This window comes from Cytobacillus spongiae, assembly GCF_021390075.1.
On the sequence record NZ_CP089998.1, the window covers coordinates 494,248 to 515,543 of the forward strand.

General features: G+C 40.4%; 22 protein-coding genes. 8 read left to right on the plus strand and 14 right to left on the minus strand.

Annotated features, from left to right (window positions below; translation table 11 throughout):
- Window positions 1–20: 20 nt before the first annotated feature.
- The 13 genes from LS684_RS23020 to LS684_RS23080 all read right to left on the minus strand — a co-directional run bounded on the left by LS684_RS23020 (window position 21) and on the right by LS684_RS23080 (window position 10,602).
- The gene (locus LS684_RS23020; protein ID WP_169215036.1) at window positions 21–941 is read right to left on the minus strand and encodes a DUF1002 domain-containing protein; all 921 of its coding nucleotides are present in this window, start codon (window positions 939–941) and stop codon (window positions 21–23) included.
- 295 nt (window positions 942–1,236) lie between these two features.
- Entirely contained in the window at window positions 1,237–2,013 is a 777-nt protein-coding gene (locus LS684_RS23025) for a sulfite exporter TauE/SafE family protein (RefSeq protein ID WP_169215037.1), read from the minus strand.
- Between the two features lie 75 nt (window positions 2,014–2,088).
- Window positions 2,089–3,216 (minus strand): MBL fold metallo-hydrolase, encoded by a 1,128-nt coding sequence (locus LS684_RS23030; RefSeq protein ID WP_233812007.1) that lies wholly within the window; start codon window positions 3,214–3,216, stop codon window positions 2,089–2,091.
- A gap of 45 nt (window positions 3,217–3,261) precedes the next feature.
- Window positions 3,262–3,834, minus strand: coding sequence for a sulfurtransferase TusA family protein (locus LS684_RS23035; RefSeq protein ID WP_169215039.1), 573 nt, complete (start codon window positions 3,832–3,834; stop codon window positions 3,262–3,264).
- Between the two features lie 48 nt (window positions 3,835–3,882).
- A complete protein-coding gene (locus LS684_RS23040) occupies window positions 3,883–4,362 on the minus strand; it encodes a DsrE/DsrF/DrsH-like family protein (protein ID WP_169215040.1) in 480 nt (159 codons plus the stop codon).
- A gap of 49 nt (window positions 4,363–4,411) precedes the next feature.
- A complete protein-coding gene (locus LS684_RS23045; protein ID WP_169215301.1) occupies window positions 4,412–4,639 on the minus strand; it encodes a sulfurtransferase TusA family protein in 228 nt (75 codons plus the stop codon).
- Between the two features lie 80 nt (window positions 4,640–4,719).
- Complete coding sequence (locus LS684_RS23050) at window positions 4,720–4,980, minus strand: metal-sensitive transcriptional regulator (RefSeq protein ID WP_233812008.1); 261 nt, start codon at window positions 4,978–4,980, stop codon at window positions 4,720–4,722.
- A 215-nt stretch (window positions 4,981–5,195) separates the two neighbouring features.
- The gene (locus LS684_RS23055; protein ID WP_225003311.1) at window positions 5,196–6,449 is read right to left on the minus strand and encodes a M24 family metallopeptidase; all 1,254 of its coding nucleotides are present in this window, start codon (window positions 6,447–6,449) and stop codon (window positions 5,196–5,198) included.
- Window positions 6,450–6,576: 127 nt separating this feature from the next.
- Window positions 6,577–7,536: an ArsA family ATPase gene (locus LS684_RS23060; protein WP_233812009.1), complete on the minus strand. Its 960-nt coding sequence runs from the start codon at window positions 7,534–7,536 to the stop codon at window positions 6,577–6,579.
- A gap of 22 nt (window positions 7,537–7,558) precedes the next feature.
- Window positions 7,559–7,828, minus strand: a complete 270-nt coding sequence (locus tag LS684_RS23065) for a cory-CC-star protein (protein ID WP_432418844.1) — start codon at window positions 7,826–7,828, stop codon at window positions 7,559–7,561.
- A gap of 14 nt (window positions 7,829–7,842) precedes the next feature.
- Window positions 7,843–8,130, minus strand: a complete 288-nt coding sequence (locus LS684_RS23070; RefSeq protein ID WP_233812010.1) for a hypothetical protein — start codon at window positions 8,128–8,130, stop codon at window positions 7,843–7,845.
- 148 nt (window positions 8,131–8,278) lie between these two features.
- A complete protein-coding gene (locus LS684_RS23075) occupies window positions 8,279–10,018 on the minus strand; it encodes a carbon starvation CstA family protein (protein ID WP_233812011.1) in 1,740 nt (579 codons plus the stop codon).
- A 179-nt stretch (window positions 10,019–10,197) separates the two neighbouring features.
- The gene (locus LS684_RS23080) at window positions 10,198–10,602 is read right to left on the minus strand and encodes a sporulation protein (protein ID WP_169215046.1); all 405 of its coding nucleotides are present in this window, start codon (window positions 10,600–10,602) and stop codon (window positions 10,198–10,200) included.
- A gap of 125 nt (window positions 10,603–10,727) precedes the next feature.
- Here LS684_RS23080 and LS684_RS23085 point away from each other — a divergent pair, with 125 nt between their 5' ends.
- On the plus strand, window positions 10,728–11,066 hold the full coding sequence (locus LS684_RS23085; RefSeq protein ID WP_169215047.1) for a YckD family protein: 339 nt from the start codon (window positions 10,728–10,730) through the stop codon (window positions 11,064–11,066).
- Window positions 11,067–11,122: 56 nt separating this feature from the next.
- Here LS684_RS23085 and ltaE read toward each other — a convergent pair whose 3' ends face one another.
- On the minus strand, window positions 11,123–12,142 hold the full coding sequence (gene ltaE, locus LS684_RS23090; RefSeq protein WP_233812012.1) for a low-specificity L-threonine aldolase: 1,020 nt from the start codon (window positions 12,140–12,142) through the stop codon (window positions 11,123–11,125).
- 218 nt (window positions 12,143–12,360) lie between these two features.
- Here ltaE and LS684_RS23095 point away from each other — a divergent pair, with 218 nt between their 5' ends.
- The 7 genes from LS684_RS23095 (at window position 12,361) to LS684_RS23125 (ending at window position 21,248) form a co-directional block, all read left to right on the plus strand.
- Complete coding sequence (locus LS684_RS23095; protein ID WP_225003315.1) at window positions 12,361–13,617, plus strand: helix-turn-helix transcriptional regulator; 1,257 nt, start codon at window positions 12,361–12,363, stop codon at window positions 13,615–13,617.
- 452 nt (window positions 13,618–14,069) lie between these two features.
- Complete coding sequence (locus tag LS684_RS23100) at window positions 14,070–15,308, plus strand: aminopeptidase (RefSeq protein WP_233812013.1); 1,239 nt, start codon at window positions 14,070–14,072, stop codon at window positions 15,306–15,308.
- A 206-nt stretch (window positions 15,309–15,514) separates the two neighbouring features.
- Window positions 15,515–16,348 carry an alpha/beta hydrolase gene (locus LS684_RS23105; protein ID WP_233812014.1) on the plus strand — a complete coding sequence of 278 codons (834 nt, stop codon included), beginning with the start codon at window positions 15,515–15,517 and terminating at the stop codon, window positions 16,346–16,348.
- Between the two features lie 116 nt (window positions 16,349–16,464).
- Entirely contained in the window at window positions 16,465–17,655 is a 1,191-nt protein-coding gene (locus tag LS684_RS23110; protein ID WP_233812015.1) for a class I SAM-dependent rRNA methyltransferase, read from the plus strand.
- A 183-nt stretch (window positions 17,656–17,838) separates the two neighbouring features.
- On the plus strand, window positions 17,839–18,369 hold the full coding sequence (locus LS684_RS23115; RefSeq protein ID WP_169215053.1) for a D-glycero-alpha-D-manno-heptose-1,7-bisphosphate 7-phosphatase: 531 nt from the start codon (window positions 17,839–17,841) through the stop codon (window positions 18,367–18,369).
- A 207-nt stretch (window positions 18,370–18,576) separates the two neighbouring features.
- Window positions 18,577–20,493: a DUF294 nucleotidyltransferase-like domain-containing protein gene (locus tag LS684_RS23120; RefSeq protein WP_169215303.1), complete on the plus strand. Its 1,917-nt coding sequence runs from the start codon at window positions 18,577–18,579 to the stop codon at window positions 20,491–20,493.
- Window positions 20,493–21,248 carry a 3'-5' exonuclease gene (locus LS684_RS23125; protein WP_233812016.1) on the plus strand — a complete coding sequence of 252 codons (756 nt, stop codon included), beginning with the start codon at window positions 20,493–20,495 and terminating at the stop codon, window positions 21,246–21,248. The genes LS684_RS23120 and LS684_RS23125 overlap by 1 nt, the downstream gene beginning before the upstream one ends.
- Window positions 21,249–21,296: the final 48 nt, after the last annotated feature.

Genomic DNA, 21,296 nt, shown 5'->3' on the forward strand with positions numbered 1-21,296 from the left:
GTTTTTTATAAAGGATTGAATTAGCTGAATATATTTTTAATCGATTTAAAGAAAGCAGCGATTGCTTCTACTAATCCTGTGAAGAAATCGGATACTTTCTGCCCAAAGCCCTCATCATTCACTAAATCCTTAATTGTCGTCTGGATCTCTTTCGTTAAGTCATCCAATTGTTGTTGCACATTATCAAAATCTATATCAAGTGACCTCATTTTTTCAAAGAGATCTATTAATAGTTGACGATCCTCTGGACTCAGTTCAATATTCAATGTCTTCAGCTTCTCTTCAACGATTTGTTCCACTTCTTCTTTCGTTGCGGGATCCTGCTCGGCAATCTCCTTCTTGATTTCAGTTAACAGCTTACTGACCTCTTCTTTATCAATGCCCGATTCCTTCGCAAGTTCTGTCGCGACATTCAATTCTTCATTTGCAACTTCCATCCGTACCGTATCAAGCTTCTCTCCGCTCACATCATATGCTTTATAAATTCCCACCAATGCAGAATGTCCACTCACTTTTTTTGGAGAAGCAACATCCACTACGGCGTTTTCAACTCCTGCAGTGAGGAGAGCATTGGAATACATTGAATTAGTCACTTCCGTAATATGATCCGGAGTAACGATATTCACTGTTAAACCTTCTCCTTTGTCTTTACGCGTGATCATGGCAGATGAGAACATTCGTGCATTTCGGTCTTCACCCTCAATGTATTTCACCAAGTCTTCTCCTGTCGCCGTGAACTCATCAACTTCTGTTCCTTCATCTAGTCCTAATTGCTTTTGAACCTCTTTCTTCTGTTCGGCAGTAAGAGTTTCTCCATATACGACGATAGGAAGTCCAAATTTTTCATTGATGCTTTCTTTATCATTATCTGCAGCAGATACTGGCTGAACGAAGAATCCCACCATGAGTGTAACAAGCAAAGCTATAGTCATTTTTCTCATAAAACCTTCTCCTTCTTTCTTTATGGATGGTAAAGCGATCATCCCATTCATCCATTGTACTTGTCATTATGAATAAGTTCATCCATCCAGAGGCTTATTTCCCCTTATCCATTAGACGATCAACACTTAAAAAAAGTTACATACAGCCTCTTACTACTCTATCATACATGCTTTGACCCCTGCTAAGTACTAATGATTAAAACATCTTACCATACAAAAAAAGTTTAGTTCCTTTCACTGCAACCTTCCTTATTAATAGAAGGTTTACACGTGATTAGAACTAAACTATATCTTTTTATAATATATCCAGCCAAATTTTAATAGCTGTAGCTAAAATCAACACAGCTAATATCATTTGAAGAATTTTTGTATTCATCTTCTTGCCTGCCATAGCCCCTAATGGAGATGCAATTAAACTGGCTATCACCATGATCATTGCCGGTATATATTCCACCTGACCAGTTGATATCTTACCTACTGTTGATCCAATTGAAGAAATCAACGTGATGGCAAGGGAGGAAGCGATTGTCATTCTTGTTGGAATCTTTAAAACCACCAACATAATCGGTACTAATAGGAATGCTCCTGCCGCTCCGACGATCCCTGCCCCAATTCCTACAATCAGTGCCAGTATCGCCGCTAACCACTTGTTAAAGGTTACATCTTCCATCTTTATATCATCTATGCCCTTTTTAGGAATGAACATCATGATAGCTGCTATTAATGCAAGAATTCCATACACAATATTGATTCCGGACTCACTCATGAATTTCGAACCATATCCACCTATGAAGCTGCCGATTAGAATACTTACACCCATGAAAGTGATGAGCGTTTTATTTAAATAGCCTCCTTTTCGGTAAGCCCAAACGCCACCAAGTGTGGCAAAGAATACTTGAACTGCGCTGATACCCGAGACTTCGTGAGCGCTGAAAGTTGCAACCCCAAGCAATGGCGGGATATAAAGAAGCATGGGGTATTTAATGATGCTGCCGCCAATGCCTACCATTCCTGATATATACGAGCCGACAAATCCGATTAGAAAGATTGTAATAATAAATGCCAAATCCATCGTGTTGTTCCTCCTCTTCTAATAAAACGGGAACCTCCTAGGTAGGTTCCCATTTGTTTATTTCTAAAGATTAGTTTATCGAACAGCACAACGGTTAGGTCCAATTTCCATTTCACGCTGTTTCTCTTCATCTGGTGTTACTTTACCCATATTCGTTTCGCGAATTTCTTGATAAGCATTTGGCTGAGGTGGAAGGTTTTCAGATACCAGTTTTCTAAATTCTTCTTCACTCTCAATATTTAACCCGTGGTTATTTGCAAACAATGTTCCCAGTTTTTCACCTACAGACCCATCTTCATTTATTTCTTCAATAATCATAAAGTGAGCGGGTAAAACCGTAAGCTCCATAGAGAGGTCTTTATACCGTTTGTAAAGACTTTCTCGTAGATCTGCAACCCAATCTTCTGCTTTCCCTGCAAGGTCTGGACGTCCGATGCTATCTACAAATAGGATGTCACCTGATAATAGATATTTCTCATCAATAACAAATGACGTTGATCCAATGGTATGCCCCGGAGAGTACAGAGCCGTTATCTCGATGGTTGTATTTCCAATCACTACTTTATTCCCGTCTTCTAGAGCAGCGTATTCAAAGGTAACTTCTTCAGCATCTTTTGGAGGCAACCAATAGGTAGCATTCGTTGCTTCTGCAATGTTACGCCCACCAGAAATGTGATCAGCATGTAAGTGAGTATCAAATAAATTTGTGATCGTTGCACCTTTTTCTTTTGCAAAGTCAATAAAGATATCAGTCATACGGGTAGCATCGACGATTGCTGCTTCACCTTTTGACACGACCATGTAGGATAGACACCCTTTACCTAATCGTACAAATTGATATAGCTCTCCGCCATTTGATAATTCTCCCACTTTGACAGGTTCCAAATGTTCGCTCCACGCTTTCATTCCGCCTTCAAGGTAAGAAACGTTTTTCCCTTCATCTGAGAGCATCTCCGCGACCATAATAGAAGAACCTTCTTTTGCACACACGACAAGAATGTCTTTATCTTCTGGTAATTTTTCCATTATTCCATCTACTCCATCTAAGAGATCGAAGTATGGGATGTTAAAATACTCAAATTTTTCACCTTCAATTTTCCAATCTTCAAAGGCATCCTCATTTCGGACATCCAAGATGAATAACTCTTCTCTATTCATGACTTTCTGAGCTACTTCTTTTGATTTCATTGCTTTAACCGTCATTGTTTTCCCCTCCTAAATTTTAAAATTCCTTATATAAGAACCACTTTATTTGATAGCAGATTCAACGTCTCCTGGCCAATCACTCATGCCTGGAATCACATTGATCACTTTTTCAAACCCTTTTTCAACAAGCAGCTGCGCTGCCATATCGCTTCTATTCCCAGTTCGGCAAACCACATAAATGTCCTTTTCTTTATCCAGTTCCCCTGCACGAGTCTCCAGCTCACCAAATGGGATAGAGACAGCGCCTGGAATATGCTTAAACGCATATTCGGCTTTTTCCCGGACATCCAATACGATAATATTTTCATCGCCAAGTTTAGCTGACAATGTCTCATTATCTGCCACATATTCATGTTTGCGCTCAACAGTCTCTTCACCACTTGATTTACGCACAAAATGTTTGAGGACGTCTCCTTCTTCAATCGTGCCCAGATAGTCATGTCCGGAACTTTTTGCCCACGCTTGAAGATCGGCCTTTGATCCTTTATCAGTTGCTTGAATTTCAATTACTTGGCCCGCTTCTAATTGATTCATGGCCTTTTTTGTTTTTACAATCGGCATGGGACATGCTAATCCCTTTGCATCTAATACGAAATTTGATTCAATCGTGTTCATTCATTAAACCTCCAATTACCTTATAGGGTATATTTAACTCCAAAAAAATTAAATGAATAAATTCACATTACCGTCTTCAGCATCAGCCAAATACGCTGCTACTCCGGCATATTCTATTTCTTCCAATAACTCGTCTTTGTGCAAGCCTAATAAATCCATTGTCATGGTACAAGCCACGAGTTTCACCTCTTGTTCCTTGGCCATATCTATTAAATCGGGCAATGGCATTACATTGTGCTTCTTCATGACTCCTTTGATCATTTTTGGACCCATGCCCATCATGTTCATGTTTGATAATCCCATTTTATCTGCACCACGGGGCATCATTTTCCCGAACATTTTTTCCATAAAGCCTTTTTTCACTGGTACCATTCCTTCTTTTCTTAGAGCATTCAATCCCCAGAATGTGTGAAATATCGTTACATCATGGTCGTAAGCCGCAGCTCCATTTGCAATGATATAGGCCGCCATCGCTTTATCATAATCTCCACTAAAGAGAATAATATTGGTTGTTTTTCTTTCTGACATTGTATCTCCTCCTATTTACCATAAGGGGTATAATTCCCCTTAAAAAAATTTATCCTTTTTTAATCCAGAATGTAAATACATCACTTTCTTCTTTTGAGTCAAGTAATTCATGTCCCGTAGATTTTGCCCAGGCCGTCAAATCACTTTTTGCTCCTTTATCTGTTGTCTGCACCTCTAAAATTTGACCGGAATCTATTTCTTTTATCGCCTTTCGTGTCTTCACGATCGGCATTGGGCAAGCTAACCCTTTTGCATCAAGTACTTTATCTGCATTCATCATTTCGTGATGCCTCCTCATTCTTTATATACCTATATGGGTATATTATGTGATATAAAAAAAGATGTCAACCTATTTTCTTATCGACTCTTCACTAATAAATTCACTGCTTCTTTTACAAGATCTTCTGTTCTTTCACCTGACTCCCTGGAATCCCTGACGCACTCGACAAGATTCATACTGACAATTAAGCCTGCCGAACGGTCTAGAGCTGTTTTGGCTGCTGAAAGCTGCGTCATAACATCTTTACAATCTTCACCTTGCTCCATCATTCTGACTATTCCCCGGAGCTGCCCTTCAACACGTCTAATCCGATTCTTAATTTGTGAGTTGTATTCCATCCAGACACCTCCTGTTGGCTTGTTGTTTTCTTGCTACATTCACTATATTATACCCCACTAGGTATAAAGTCAAGTGGTTTTCTTATTTTTTTTACGATGTATGCATCTTCATTAGATCTCTCATTCTGCTTACTGATGTTATAAAGCACAATTCTCTTTAGAAGGATACAGTTATATAAAAGAGTACAATCCTTCGATTGTACTCTTCACTCGGTTTATATAAGGTAGAATGATACTTGTCTCTTAGCCATGAATTCCAATCGCTCTTTTATGAATGCGACGGGTTCTTCAAGGTAGATAGGGACCGACTGGTTCCATTCAGGAACGTATTGCCTGATGTTAAACTCCATGGCATAACATGTATTGCATGTGATAGGCAGATCTCCTCTAATGGGAATATCCCTTTGTTGATCATACAACCCGATTAAAGCACCTGTTTCATGGCAGTGATTTCCTATTGGATGAGAATAAAGCATTGCTTCAATCCCTTCATCCCTCGCCTTTTTCATTGAACGGTGAAATACTTCGTTTCCTGTTCTGCCTACCTTCATTTCTTCGAATATAATGTCCTCGAACCTTAAAGCGGTTTGCAAGGCTGATTGAAGTCCTTCTGGTGCTTCCTCCTCACCAGGATAGCGAACGTAGGCAAGCTGCTGAGTATCTGTTGCTAATCCTAGATATCGGATACCAAAGTCCAGGTGCACGATGTCTCCACACCTGATGATTTCACCTTCCAACCGGTCCATATCTGCACCTTTTCGCTGCAAATCGACTGTAGGGTAAAAAGATGTTTCAAGTCCTAACCCCAAGACCCGTTGCCTGATCCAATCCACTACATCTTCAGTCGTTGTAATACCTGGATGAATGACTCCCTGGGATAAAGCTTCTCCTGCTATGGACCTCGCCAGCTCGGCTATGGAAGGATAGGCAGTAAGCTCTTTTGGAGTCCTTACCGACAGCCAGTCCACGATGATTTGCTGAGCTGACACAAACTTATGGGAATACTCATCCAACAGCATGCTAATATGTTCAAACAAAGAATGGCTTATTCCATCACATGCGGCAAAGGTGGATGAGTAATTTAATGCAATTGAATCAGGGTCATGACTTTCTACAAGTCTTTTGAGGCATTCCCATTGATCGTATTCTTCCGGTGACCAAATACGTTCATAAAATGGCTCAAAGCCCGGATTAGGGTGAAGCACCCATCTTTTCATTTGTTGATTTTCATCAAGATAAAACACGAGAATCGTCAATCTTCCCGAAGAATCAATAGTGGTGGGGAATAAAGTTTTAAGAATAGGATCTTCATTATATTCTCGTGAAGAGACAACCCACATGTCAACATCATGCTTTTTCATCAAGGACGGTAACAGAGTATTCAGTCTATGGAACAGCCATCGATTCTGCGTTTCTTCTCTCTTCTTCAACGGAAGAATTCCCGTTACTTGTTTCCAATCACTACTCATGGGTTTCACTCCCTCGTCCTTTTTGTTCACATTATCTTTTCGCCAAAAAAGGAAGGGATTCCTTCAGGAATGTAAAAATGACCATTAGAGCTCATTGCTTTACGATCATTTTGAGAAGGGAGACAACCTAAGTACAACCTTCTCCACTGAATATTTGTTCATCTAAATGGCCTACAAATTCATCCAGGTGATGGAGGGTACAGATATCTTCTTCTAGTAGAGGAATTTGATAAAATGACTGATTTGTAAACTTCTTCTTCATAAGTTGTAAGTAAAGCTTCTCCTGATCTTTCCTTTTCTGAAGAAACTCTCCATCCGCCAGACTCGGGAGGACCTTATTAACGATCAACCCGTCTATATTCAATCCATGTTTACCCATGGATTCAACAGCCTTTTCAGTTTCCAATATTGGAAGTCTTTCAGGTATGAGGACAAAAATGAATCCTGTCCTTTTGGAATCAAGGAGGATCTCCCTGACTTTTGAAAACTTCTCACGCCGTTTTTGGAGCACATCATAAATGGGATCTTCAACCGGTTCACCATCATTAAGTAGCTGTGAATAGTTTTTGTTTGTTTTCTTCCTTCTTTCCAGCATCCCGTCCATCCATACCCCCATCAGTTCCGGAAGAGATAGAAGCCTAATCGTATGACCGGTAGGTGCCGTGTCAAAGATGATTTTGTCGAAACCATTTGCTTCTTCCAGGATGATGGATACCATCCGGTCAAATAGTGCAGCTTCCTCCGCACCTGGTGCAGATGCAGCCATATCGATCTGACGGTGTACCTCATTGATCATATTTGATTTAACCATTCCCTTTAGATTCCTTTTAACGCCATCGATGTATCTCTGGGTTTCGGAAGTTGGGTTGATTTCTATTCCCCATAGATTTTCTTTCAATTGTGTTTTGTTCTCCTTGATTTCCCTATGAAATATATCCCCTAGATTATGAGCAGGATCAGTTGAAATGATTAACGTTTTCTCTCCCTTTTTAGCAAACATTAAGGCTAGAGCAGATGCAGAAGTTGATTTCCCTACTCCTCCTTTCCCCCCTACAAAAACAATTGATTGGTGCTGTACATCATGCATATTTGTCTCCCTTCCCTTTTTGTTAACAGCATCTTATGCCATCCAAAGGTGAGTGCTCCATTCCCATTCTTAAATGCCAATCGTGAAATTTTTCTACTATATATGGATAGAGTTCCAATGTGTAATAAAAGACAGGATTCGGCAAACCCAGCATGTCGGAATAGAGGAGCAATAAGAATAAATCTTCCTCATCCCTCAATTCCCGGGCAATCTCCGTCTTGTGAGGAAGGCGGATCATGTCATCGTACAGCTGTACGATTCTTTTGAACTTGTCTTTCATAGATACATCCATTGTTGATCATCCCCTTATAAATGTTTCTGAATGGCAGGGTGATACTCCCGTTTTTCTTTAAGAAAGTGACCATTGATAAAAATGGCCTCCCTTTTAATATGAAAGAGGATACTAAAAGCAACTTTATGGAGCGGCAACTTTTTTCGTCCCGCCTGCCTGATAAAATAAATAAAGATGGATAAGAAATTTCTAGGATCGCAATAGATAATCGATACCTTCTCTCCATAGGTATCGATAGATTCACGGTAAAGTTCTCCCAGTGAAACTCTTTCTTTCTGATGATGAGTAAAATCTTGCTCCATTGTGATGAACCCGTCACCACTGACTCCACCACATCAGCCCATCCCGACTTCAAGCTCTGAACGAATCATCATGATTTCCACCATTTTGAACCCTCCCTCTATATAAATAGAAAAAGGGGACCCGGTCCTGAGTCGCCCTTTCAATTGATTAAGCAGAGAACTGTGAGGGATCGTCCCCCTTTTTAGAAAGTGAAGCAGCAGCTGTTATGAGAATCCACATTGTGAAGATAAGAATGATACTGCCAAAGATGAATAGCAGCATATTTCCTTCTGAATCACCGGCACCTGACCATTCGAACACCACCTGGTGAATCATCGCCCACAGGGTCATGAACATTAGGAACAGCATGGGAATCAAGGTAGCGAAATAGTTCCTTCCTTGTCGTTTTAGCCAGATCGTAATGAGGAGTAAACTGATTCCCGCAAGTAGTTGATTCGATGTACCGAATAATGGCCAAAGCAGATATCCTCCTGAGCCGAATCCTTTAGGGCCTTGTGGCAATAATGTTAAAGCAGCACTTGAAACAACGGCAATCGTCGTCGCAACGTGAGCATTTGTCAGTGGATTGACCTTGTACTCTTCTCCGAGCTCAGCAATGATGTATCGCATGAGACGAACAGAGGAATCCAATGTCGTGGCAGCGAAACTCACTATGATGACTGATACAATCGTCGCGGCTATGTCGGCAGGGATGCCCACTCCTGTGGCAAGTTGTCCTGCCCCCTTGATGAAAACCCCCAATCCAGCTCCACTTGCTGCAGCGAAACCACTGTACGTCGCCTGAAACTCTTCCACATTCGGGAAAAATGTGATACATGCAATGATTGCAATCAAGGCAAGTGCTCCTTCACCCACTGCTCCAAGGTAACCGACAAATCGGGCATCCGTTTCTTTATCCAATTGTTTGGAAGATGTACCGGAAGATACAAGCCCATGAAATCCGGAAATGGCCCCGCATGCAATCGTGATAAATAATAAGGGGAACCATGAAACATCGGCAGCACTGTTTGTCATCGGTGCTGTGATCTCCGGGTTAGTGAACAGAAGACCCAGGTAAAGTAATCCGAGACCGACAATCAGTTGATGGGAATTGATATAATCACGCGGCTGTAAAAGCTTCCATACAGGCAAAGTGGAAGCTATGTAAACGTAAACCATCAGAACGACTATCCACACAAAGAAAGCCATGCTCGTAGAACTTAGTCCAAAAAATGCGGTTGCCTCTTGTCCACCTAAATACCGGACTAAATCAATTTGCAAAAACTCCACCCGGCTTGCAATGACGGCTGATGCATACATAACGGCAAGCGCTATGACTGATGGCAGAAGCATACTGCCATTGCGTTTATAAACCGAATACCCTATCCATACTGCCAACGGAATCTGTATGAACACAGAGATCACGCTAGCTGGGAAAGTAATGAATAAATTTGCAATGACCCAGGCAAACACTGCATTTACCATTAATACCAGAATGAGGATTATAAATAGGAAAAGTACTTTTGCTCTTTTGCCGATTAATTTGTTCGCAAGAGAACCGACAGATTGTCCTTTATTCCGAACCGATAGAACCAACGTTCCAAAGTCATGAACACTCGCAGCAAACACGGTCCCTAAAATGACCCACAAAAAAGCCGGAAGCCATCCCCAGTATACGGCGATTGCCGGCCCTACAATGGGAGCAGCACCAGCAACTGAAGTGAAGTGGTGACCCCAAAGGACATACCGATTGGTAGGTACAAAATCTACACCATCCTTGTACTGGTGTGCCGGCGTGACATAAGTCGGGTCCAGACGATACACACGCTCAGCTATGAGCTTGGAGTAATATTTATAGCCTAATAAAAATACGAGCCCCCCTATAACCGCTAACCATATTCCACCCATCGAATTCCTTCCTCTCCAATAAATTCACACACATTTAAATTCTGAATTTTTAGAATGTATACGCTTACTATATTTTACAGTGGGTTATGATGGATTTCAATGAGTAAAATATCTCTTTTTCACACTAAATGAAAAGAAGACAGATTCAACGCAGAATCTGTCTTCTTTTCTTTAAACTATTAACGTACGAATATACTATCTTCATCAGTCGGATCCACAGCTTGAGGTATATCTACCGTTGTTCTCAATATGGTTTTGTTTGTTTCCGTTGTTTTAGGATGTTCTGAAGATGTAGGAAACGAAAATGGAATCCTTTTTTCCTCACCTGCTCTAATTGTACCGATATCATTAAGAATAATGGTGTCTACATCTTTTTCATGGTAAGGGAAGTCGCTGTCTTCTTTGTCTTCCTCGTACTTCTCAAGCAGCAATAGATAAACTTCATTCACAGGCTGATCAGACATTCCTCCTACCAAAACGACTTCGCCTTCTATGAAATCTCCAGGTGAAATTTCGGTTTTATGCACGATTGTATCTACTTTAACATGCCCGATTCCAATACTGGACAAAAACTGTTTAATCATCCTTCATCCACCTTTCATATTCTTTGTTTCAAATATGTCATCACGATCGTTATTCTCTCATCCTTACATATTCTTCTAGTGTTCCGCAAACAATAGAAAAGAAAACTTGGAATGGAGGAATAATAATGAAAAAGATGATGGTATCTGTCTTGGTTGTCCTTATGATCAGCTTGAGTTTTGGTACATTTGCCGCTGCAGAAGGAGAGCCGGTGACACCTTCCGATCAAAAGGTGGAACTCACTGAAGAGCAAAAAGCAGAGCTTTCCAAATTGCATGAACAATTGTTTTCAACAAAGAAAGAACTTGTCAACAAATATGTTGAGTATGGCATCTTTTCAAAAGAACAAGGGAACAAGGTTCTTAAGATGATGGAAGCGAAACATCAAAAATTGAAAGAAAATGATTACATGATGAGGTGGCATCCGCAGCCTCATCACGGAAAAAAACTGGATCACAATGAGTAAGAAATTCGGAAGGGCAACAGCTCTTCCGTTCCTTATGTCAAGGTTTACCCTCTGTATTAAGAAAGGTTCCTCAATTTTTCAGTAACCCCCTTCATATCATTCATAGAAACATCATAGTGAGTGGTAAAACGAACAAGAGTAGGCCCAAATGTAACTGCCAGGATTCCATTTTCCTTTAACTTCTTAACATATTGATCCGACGTCATTCCCCTTTCCTTCACATCTGCAACCACGATATTAGTTTCCACATTATTGATGACCTCAATCCCTTCACAGGATTGAAGGGTTTCCCTCAATATTAATGCTTTTTCATGATCCTCCACCAACCTGTCCCTCATGGTTGTCAAGGCCACCAATCCTGGCGCGGCTACCATACCTGCCTGTCTCAAGCCGCCCCCTAACCTCTTTCTCCATTTTCGTGCACGCTTTATGAAGGTATGATCTCCGGCGATAATTGAACCTATAGGCGCACCCAACCCTTTAGACAGGCAGACTTGCACTGTATCACAGTGGTCGGTGAACTCACTGACATTCTTTCCGCTGGCAGACACAGCATTAAAGAGTCGTGCACCATCCATATGAACAGGGATAGAATGCTTTTTAGCCAGTGCGTGAATCGCCTTCATATTCTCTGGAGACACGATTGCTCCACCTGCACGATTATGCGTATTTTCTAAACAAATGAGCCCAGTTTCGGGAAAGTGCTGATCTTCTATACGTATGGACTCTTCTACCTCGACAGGATCCATCTCACCTCTGATTCCGTGGATGGTACGTGTCTGAACACCTGCCAAAGCAGCAACAGCACCTGACTCATAGTAAAATATATGTGAATTAGCTTCCAGTATAATTTCATTCCCGGGGCGGGTGTGTGTTAAAACAGCTATCTGATTTCCTTGAGTTCCGCTCGTTACAAATAAGGCGGCTTCTTTACCTAATAGATTCGCTGCTTCCTGTTCCAGCTTTTTCACTGTAGGATCTTCCCCATACACATCATCCCCGACTTCAGCTTCAAAAGCTGCCTTTCTCATCGCTTCCGTTGGCTTGGTTACTGTATCACTTCTTAAATCTATCAATGTGAACTACCTCCTCTTATCCTTTCACAGGATTTATTATACCAAAGGAAAGCCATCCATGAATCCTCCAACTGAGAGAATGAAACACAATCCAAAATACCTATAAAAAATATAATTATAGGAATATTCTAAACATTTTATCTTTTCATGTGTTACTATTTTAATATTCCATCATGAAAAAAATGGGTCATTTAAGAGAGTTAGAGGAGAAAGTTCTTATGACAATCGGTTCTAAAATCCGCTTTCACAGACAAAAAAAAAATCTGACACAAGAAGACCTATCAAAAGGGATTATCTCCGTATCATATCTTTCCAAACTGGAAAACAATCAAGTCACTCCTTCAAACGACATCATTAAGTTACTCTGTGACCGCTTGGGTGTGAACAATCTTCTTGACACCCCAGTCCACTTGAATAAACTCCTGGAGGATTGGAACCATGCCCTGTTGTGGAATAACACAGAAGAAGCAAATGCCCTCAATGAGGTTATCAAAAAGGATCTAGAACAAACGGACGATATCATTCCTCATCTATTTTATAAAATTCTCTGCTTTCGAGTTCAATTAATCCAAGGGGATTTTCAAAGAGCATTGGATCAAATGTTGCAGATCCACCCACATTATAAAGAGTTGTCAGATAAGCTGAAATTCTACTTTCACAAATATAAAGGCAACTACTATTACTTAGTGCATGAATATGAGAAAGCCCAGTTAGAATTAAAAGAAGCCGAATCTTTCTATGTTCTGGGAAATGTGATCAACGAGGAGGAACGGGCAGATTTATATTATCTATTCAGTTTGGTTTTGACTCGTTTAGGTAAGTACCGATTTGCCATCTTTTATGGTGAAAAGTCACTATCTATTTTCCAGGGGGTCTACTATCAAAAAAGATGCGCTGAAGTCCATTTGATTTTAGGGATTACCTACCGGCGAATACGGTATAACGAAGAGGCGAAGAAGCATTATGAATGGGCGAACTTCATCTCACATTCCATAAACTATACCTCTTTACATTCAAAGGTGGAGCAGAATCTGGGATATTTATATTCATGCATGAACAAAAGTGATGAAGCCATCAAACATTATTTGCGTAGTATCGAATTGAAAGATTCAAATGAGGAAGGCAAATTATTTTCCATTCTCTCCCTGGTCAAGGAATATTACAAGAAAAAACATTTTCCAGAAGTGAGATACTGGTTACCAAAAGGACTTGCGCTTTGTTCTAAAGAAAAGTTCCCTGAGAAATTCTATCAATTGTCCTATTATCAATACGCATTGAATGAATACCCGGAAGGTTTTGAAGCCTTTATGAAAGAACATACCCTACCCTTCTTTAAGAAGAACGGGTCTCATTTATTATATGCTGAGTATTCTAAATTTCTTGGTCAGTACTACCAGGGGGTTAGAAGATATAAATCTGCTGCATTTCACCTAAATGAAGCAAATGTCATTTATGAAGAAATGTTACGTTTATAGGAGGTGAAAGGATGAATACATTGAAAAAACTAATGCTGATCACAAGTATTACTGCCTTGGCCCTTTCGGGAATTGTCGTAATCAATGGCAACGAAGAAGAGTTCCCACCATTCTCAAGTAAATTATAATACAAACCGGGACCGGCCCTTTGTAGGAACGGTCCTCTTCTATTCATGTAAGCTTATTAGGTGTATCACTGTAAGGAGGAATGACTCTGTTCCAATCAAGATGACATCCCTTTCCACTCCCATCTGTGAAATGAACTTTCTGCCTACGATCCTTAAAGGAAAAGTCCCTACGACCACCGTGAGATCCTCTTCCCTAATAGGCTGATAACCATTACGGGACACCGTTTTAAACACAATATCACTTAATAGCAATAAATATTTACATGAAATTTTCTGAATAAAGAGATATAGTTATGGTTGAATACATATTAAGGGGGAATAAAAATGAATCCATCATTTGAACAAAATTTAGAAAGGTATGCAGACCTAATTATAAAGGTTGGACTGAACCTCCAAAAGAATCAGGAACTGCTGATTTCTGCACCCATTAGAGCGTATAAATTTGTTCGTCTTGTAACCGAAAAGGCATATGAAGAGGGAGCATTGAATGTTTTAACCGATTTCTACGATGAAGAGTTAAAGAAAATCCGTTTAGAAAAATCTCCTGAAGAAGGATTGAAGGCATTCCCACACTGGAAAGCAAAAGGCTATATCGAAATGGCGGAGAACAACGTAGCGCTCTTAAATTTAGTAGCACCGAATCCTGCGTTATTAAAGGATATCGACCCCAAAAAAGCCTCGATTTTGAACAAGGCTTCCGCCGAAGCCATGCAGGACTTTTCCGCATATATCGGAGGGGGTAAAATAAGCTGGCTTATAGCTGCATTTCCAACAGGAGAATGGGCTCGAACTGTTTTTTCGGAATTGTCACAAGATGAAGCAATCGATAAATTATGGGAAAATATATTCTACACAACGAGAACAGACAAAGAGAACACCGTTTCACTATGGGAATCTCATATTAGTGAGTTGAATAAAAACGCGAATCATTTAAATGAGAGAAATTACAAAAAGCTTCATTACAAAGGTCCTGGAACCGATCTTACCATTGAATTCCATCCACAAACCAAATGGATCAGTGCGCAGTTCGTGAATGATCAAGGAACTCCATTTGTCCCGAATCTTCCTACAGAAGAAGTGTTTACCATTCCTGAAAAATATGGTGTAAATGGAACTGTTTCAAGCACAAAACCGCTAAACTACAGTGGGACATTGATTAAAGACTTCTCACTGACGTTTAAAAACGGTAAAGTGGTGGAATTTTCAGCTGAGGAAGGTTATGAAACCCTGAAGAATCTCCTGGAAACAGATGAGGGCTCCTCCTATTTAGGTGAGGTAGCGTTGGTTCCACATCATTCACCTATCTCTAACACAAACATCATTTTCAACAACACACTTTTCGATGAAAATGCTTCATGTCATATTGCTCTCGGAAGGGCTTTACCTGTGTGTGTAAAAGATGGTAAAACGATGACGACTGAACAACTTAGGGAAATTGGATTTAATGAAAGCATGATTCATGTCGATTTCATGATAGGATCGGATCAGTTGGACATTGACGGCGAGAAGGAAGATGGTACCATCGAACCCATATTTAAATCCGGTGATTGGGTTAAAAACTGAAAACCTAAGGAAGAATAATCCCGAAGGCTTAAATGATTTCATTTAAGTCTTTTTTTATTGAAAGAAAATTTTCTTACACAGACCGAAGGATTCTTTAAATGGAAAAAATTACATTTAATATGACAAATAAATTTCTTTTTTAACATATTCAATACTTTACGATTCATTTACAATAGAAGCATAGCTTTTAATAAGGAGAGATTTTCTTGTCAATCAATCATAAACATCATTTTTTATGGAGTGGCATCATTCTCACTTTCTTTACTATATATATCATTTTCCGGACGACGAATGTACAGTCCAGTGAAAAGCCGTTAACCGCTGAAGAAAAATACCCTACCGTCTTTGTACACGGATACAAAGGTACCTATAATTCCTTCCGGACGATGTTGGCACGATTTGAAGACGAGCATGGCTGGGGCCAAAAAACGTTGGAGATCTATGTGTCTGAGAATGGGAGTGTGGACTATAAAGGATTCTTATCCACAACCCCTGCTTCTCCCCCACTCGTTCAAGTCGTATTTGAAGATAATCGTGCTTCATTGGAAAAGCAGGCAATCTGGCTTGAAAATGCCATGAAGCTATTACATCATCAATTTGACATATCAACAGTGAACATCATTGGGCACTCTATGGGAGGTCTTGCCACTGCGAAATACTTTGAAAATACGAAAGATCATTCCTTTGTACCTAAAACACATAAATTCATTTCGATTGCCACCCCCTTCCAGGGAGTGACGAAGGAATCTTATGATCAAATCAATACAGGCGCGGCCGTGATCGACTTGAAGCCTGACTCACGCGCTTTGAAGGAATTGTATAGGAACCGTCATTTCATACCTTCTCATATACAGGTATTATCCATTGCAGGTTCTGGTGATGATGTGGTAAATGTTCAAAGTGCTGTAGCCAGTCAATCACTTTTCGAAAAAAACCACTTTCAATCGAGGATTGTATACGATCCATCCATTTCCCATAGCGGTCTACACGAAACGATAAAGGTAGACCGGCTTGTTGGTGATTATTTATGGGGTAAATGACCCTCGTCCCTACTCAGACGCATCCAAATCTGTGTGGGGATTTATTGTGTAGTTGCGTAAACTTCCTATACGTTCTATACTACACAAGACTATACCTGAGGATGAGGATGAGTAAATTGACAAAAGAACGAATCATTAAGGCAAACCCTAAATACATACAACAATTCCGAAAAGGGCTCCCCCTCCTTAGTAAAGAAAATGTGACAACACCTATTGACCAATTACAAGAAGGAGACATTTTGAAGCTTGTCGACGATAAAAATGATTTTATCGGAAAAGGGTATTTCGGCATACAGAACAAAGGAATCGGCTGGCTCTTCAGCTTTAAGGAACAAGAAGCAATCGATAAGGACTTTATCTACAGAAAACTTCAAACTGCCATTAATCAACGCCTTCACTTCTTTTATGATGAAGATACAACTGCGTTTCGGCTTTTTAATGGAGAAGGAGACGGATTTGGGGGCATCACCATTGATTACTTTGACGGTTATTACCTCGTTCAATGGTATTCAAAAGGGGCATACTCCTTTAAGGAAGATTTCCTGCAATCGTTAAAGGAATTAACAGACTACAAAGGGATCTATCAGAAGAAACGTTTTGCACAGGAAGGCAAATATGTGGAAGAAGATGATTTCGTCGAAGGAACCCGGCCTACATTTCCCCTCCTTGTCAAAGAAAATGGCGTGCAATTTGCGGTCTATTTAAACGACGGGGCAATGGTGGGTGTATTCCTTGATCAGCGCGAAGTACGAAAACGGATCAGGGACTCTTATTCTGAAGGGAAACGTGTTTTGAATACTTTCTCTTACACTGGAGCATTCTCTGTTTTCGCTGCCCTTGGCGGTGCAGTCGAGACTACAAGTGTGGACCTTGCTAATCGCAGTTTAAGTAAAACAATTGAACAATTCAGTATTAACGGCATCGATTACGAAGCACAAAATATCATAGTCGAAGATGTTTTTAAATACTTTAAGTATGCAGTGAAGAAGGAACTTACCTTTGACCTTGTGATCCTTGATCCACCCAGCTTTGCCCGATCCAAGAAACATACGTTCAGTGCTGCAAAGGATTATAAAGATTTATTGAAAGAAGCCATTGCCATCACTGAAAAGAACGGAGTCATTGTGGCATCCACTAATTGCAGTACCTTCAATATGAAGAAGTTCAAGAACTTTATTGACACTGCCTTTAAAGAATCCAATGGAAAATACAAAATAGTAGAAGAATACACCCTTCCAGAAGACTTTAAAACCATCACTCAATACAAACAAAGTGATTACCTTAAAGTCGCCTTTATTAAAAAGTGATAACTGTGGGGGGACGACGGACCTTTGAAAGGTCCGTCCCTCCTGTCAAATCAGTAAGATCATTCAATACTGTGATCCTTTCTATAAATGACAGAATAATCTGTCATTATTTCCTCGGAAACCGCATAATACGACATACACTTATGATGATTGGTGAAATATATCGAATAAGGAGGTTTATTGATGAAAAAAGCTATTTTTCTTGACCGTGACGGAGTAATCAATGAGGTAAAAACGAAGAGAGTGACATTCGTTAATCGACCTGATCAATTTTATTTCCTGGATGGTGCTCTGGAAGCCATTAAATTACTGAGTGATTCCGGATATCTATTATTCATCGTTACCAATCAGGGTGGAGTCGGATTAGGGTATCTTTCACACGCACAACTCCAATCCATTCACGATCATATGGTGAACGAAATTCAAAGAGCCGGCGGTTTCATTCAGGAAGTTTCCTCCTGCACGCACAAACCACATGAGGGGTGTGAATGCAGAAAGCCTGAAGCGGGTATGCTTTTAAACCTGGCCGAAAAATATGATGTGGATTTCCACCATTCCTATATGATAGGTGACCGAGAGGTTGATATTGAAGCCGGCCGCAAAGCTGGATGCTTGACTATCTTATTGGGAGCCTCTTCCCCTCCTTCAAACAATGCCGATCACACATTTCTCAATTTATTGGAAGCTGCCGAATTCATCATCTCAAATCAGTAAGTCTTTCAGGAGCCTCATGGATATCCATGAGGCTCTTTCCTAATCCCATTCTGACGAAAAAAGGGTGCTACATTGAAGCGCAGGAGACTCTGAAATACTACAGCCTTAATAAGATGTTCATGTAACAGCAATGCCTGTTTGACCGTTTTCAATATGGGGAATTCTATGATAAAGTACTATGGGACGAATGAGCACGGGAGGTATTGGATGAACCAGCAGGAATTGTTACAAATTATACGGGATCACTATCCCTTCGATGTACTCACCACTGAACAATTGGATTACGTTATTTCCGGTTCTAAATACACAACCTTCAAAAAGGGTGAATTCCTTTTTCATGAAGATGAAACAGTAGAAGAACTTGATATTTATTTCCTTGTGTCGGGACTTGCGAAAAATGTACTGCATCGTTCCAGCGGGAAGCAATATTCCCTAAGGTTCTATTACCCTGGGGACTTGATCGGAATCATGATTATGCTTACAAGCGGGGAAATGACTTTCTCCGTACAGGCAATGGAAGATTGCACAGTATTCCGAATCCGAAAAGATCGACTATTGGAGATTATGACCAAGAATAATGACTTCTCAAAGATCATCTTCGAAAGCATCGGAAATCGGATGAAAACACTGTACGATGAAATCAAATCGAAATCTGCCACTGATAAGGACGACGAAAACATCAGTCTGTTTCGTACCAAGGTCCATACATTAATGGATCGCCCCACTTTCATCCATGAGGATGCAACGGTTCTTGATGCAGCAAAGAAAATGAAGGAAGAAGATACATATGGTCTAGTCGTAGTCGATCATAAGAATAAAATGCACGGCATTCTTACTCAGCGAGAAATCCTTTCTTATGTTGGAAATCCCAGTTTCAGTGAGTCAGTCAAGGACTGGATGAAGAAAAAACCTTTTTGGATCCGTGATGAATCCTTTGCCTATGAAGCACTTTCTTACTTTAAACATGAAGAGGTGGATTTCGTACCGATCATCCGAAATGATGTGGTTGTGGGCGTTCTCACCAGTACATCGTTTCTTAACATTCAGGACTCCAATTATCTGGACCTGTCTTACCGGATTCAAAAGGCTGTTAGCAACGATGAACTCGTAGAGCTTGCCACGGTGAAAAGCATCACCTTTCAACAGTTCATCCACGATCTGCTCCTGCAGGATAGTTTCGGCTACGATATTTGTGAAGTGATATCAAACTATAATGATCGCCTTCATCGCAAGATCATTCAACTGACGGAAAGAGAAATGCGCCAGGAAGGCCTTGGTTCCGCTCCCATCAATTATTGCTTCATCGTTATGGGCAGTCAAGGTAGAAGTGAACAAGGCTTCCATACCGATCAGGATAATGGCATCATACTCGATGATTATAATCACTTGTCAGACCTTAATAGAGTCGACGCCTATTTCCAGGCATTTACAGAAAAACTGAATTATAAGCTTTCAGCATGCGGTTTTCCAGAATGCACAGGGGGAATCATGGCCAAAGAGCAGAAATGGAAACGATCCTATACAGATTGGAAAAAAGCAATCGATGAGTGGCTTTATGAAATGGATGCCCAGGAGGTACAAAACATCACCATGTTTTATGATTTCCGTCCTATTTATGGAGATTACTCCATTGCTGAAGAAATCAGGTCGTATTTAGCGGAAAAATCGAAACGGTCCCTTAATATGCAACAGTTATTAAGAAAAGACGCCCTACGTTTCAAACTCCCTGTCGGTCCACTCGGACGGGTAAATCTAAAACCAAGGAATCATTTGTTCAATATTAAAAAATCGGGACTCCTTCAAATCGTCAATATGATTCGAATCCATTCCGTGAAGTACGGAATCAAGGAAGTCAATACCATTAAGAGGGTCCAGGCATTAAAGAAGATGCAGGCCTTCCATCCAAGAGATGCTGAAAATGTGAAAACAGCCATGCATATTCTCCTCACTCTCAGGACAAAACAGAACCTTCTTGAACTGAAAGAAGGAAAGCCCTTAACGAACGATATTGATGTGCGCACCCTTTCGAAAGAGGATCGTCAAAAGTTAAAGGAATCCATACAAATCGCGAACCGACTTCAGCAGGTGATGGAAATCAGTTTTAACAGGAACCGGGTGGTTTGATGAATAATATTGGAATCAATGTGGGGTACCGCATTTTGAAATATTACTTATGGCAGCAATTCATTTTTCGCTTCCAGGTTAAAAAAGAAAAAGAGAAACTCTCGTATCATAAATTATCCCGGACACTTAAGGAATTCGAAGAGGAAAAACCAACACTTCAACAAAAACATTTGTTTGATTGTACCTTTACCATCTTTGATTTAGAGACAACCGGCTTTTTTCCAGAGGTCGGAGATGAAATCATCTCCATTGGTGCAATCAAGGTTAAAGAAGGAGAGGTTCAGAGTCAGGACACATTCTATCAGGTGATCGACCCCCTTCAAACTGTTTCCGGACATACGAAGCGGTTTACGGGCCTTAGGCGCAAAGACTTTATGAATGGAGTTACCCTTCCGGTTGGACTGGAGCGCTTTTTAGAATTCAGTAAAGGAACGATCCTTGTTGCCCATCCTGCGAGTTTTGATATTAACTTTCTTCAAAAGCGGATCGACAAATGGCAGCTGTCTTCATTTAACCCTGAGTATGTAGACTCTTTTTCACTTGCCAATGGATTAATGGGCAAGGATGATTGTTATTTGGACGTGCTTGTAAAGATGTTCGACATTGACCATAGGGCTAGGCATCATGCTCTGAATGATGCCATCATGACAGCAGAAATTTTTGAAAAACTATTGAAAATCTGTTATAAGCAGGAAGTTCACACCATTCGGGGATTGAAAGAATTTATTGGGGAAGAAATACATCCCGGACCATAAATGGTACGAAAAAAACGCTTGAGGACTTGGTCCTTACCCCCGAAAGTT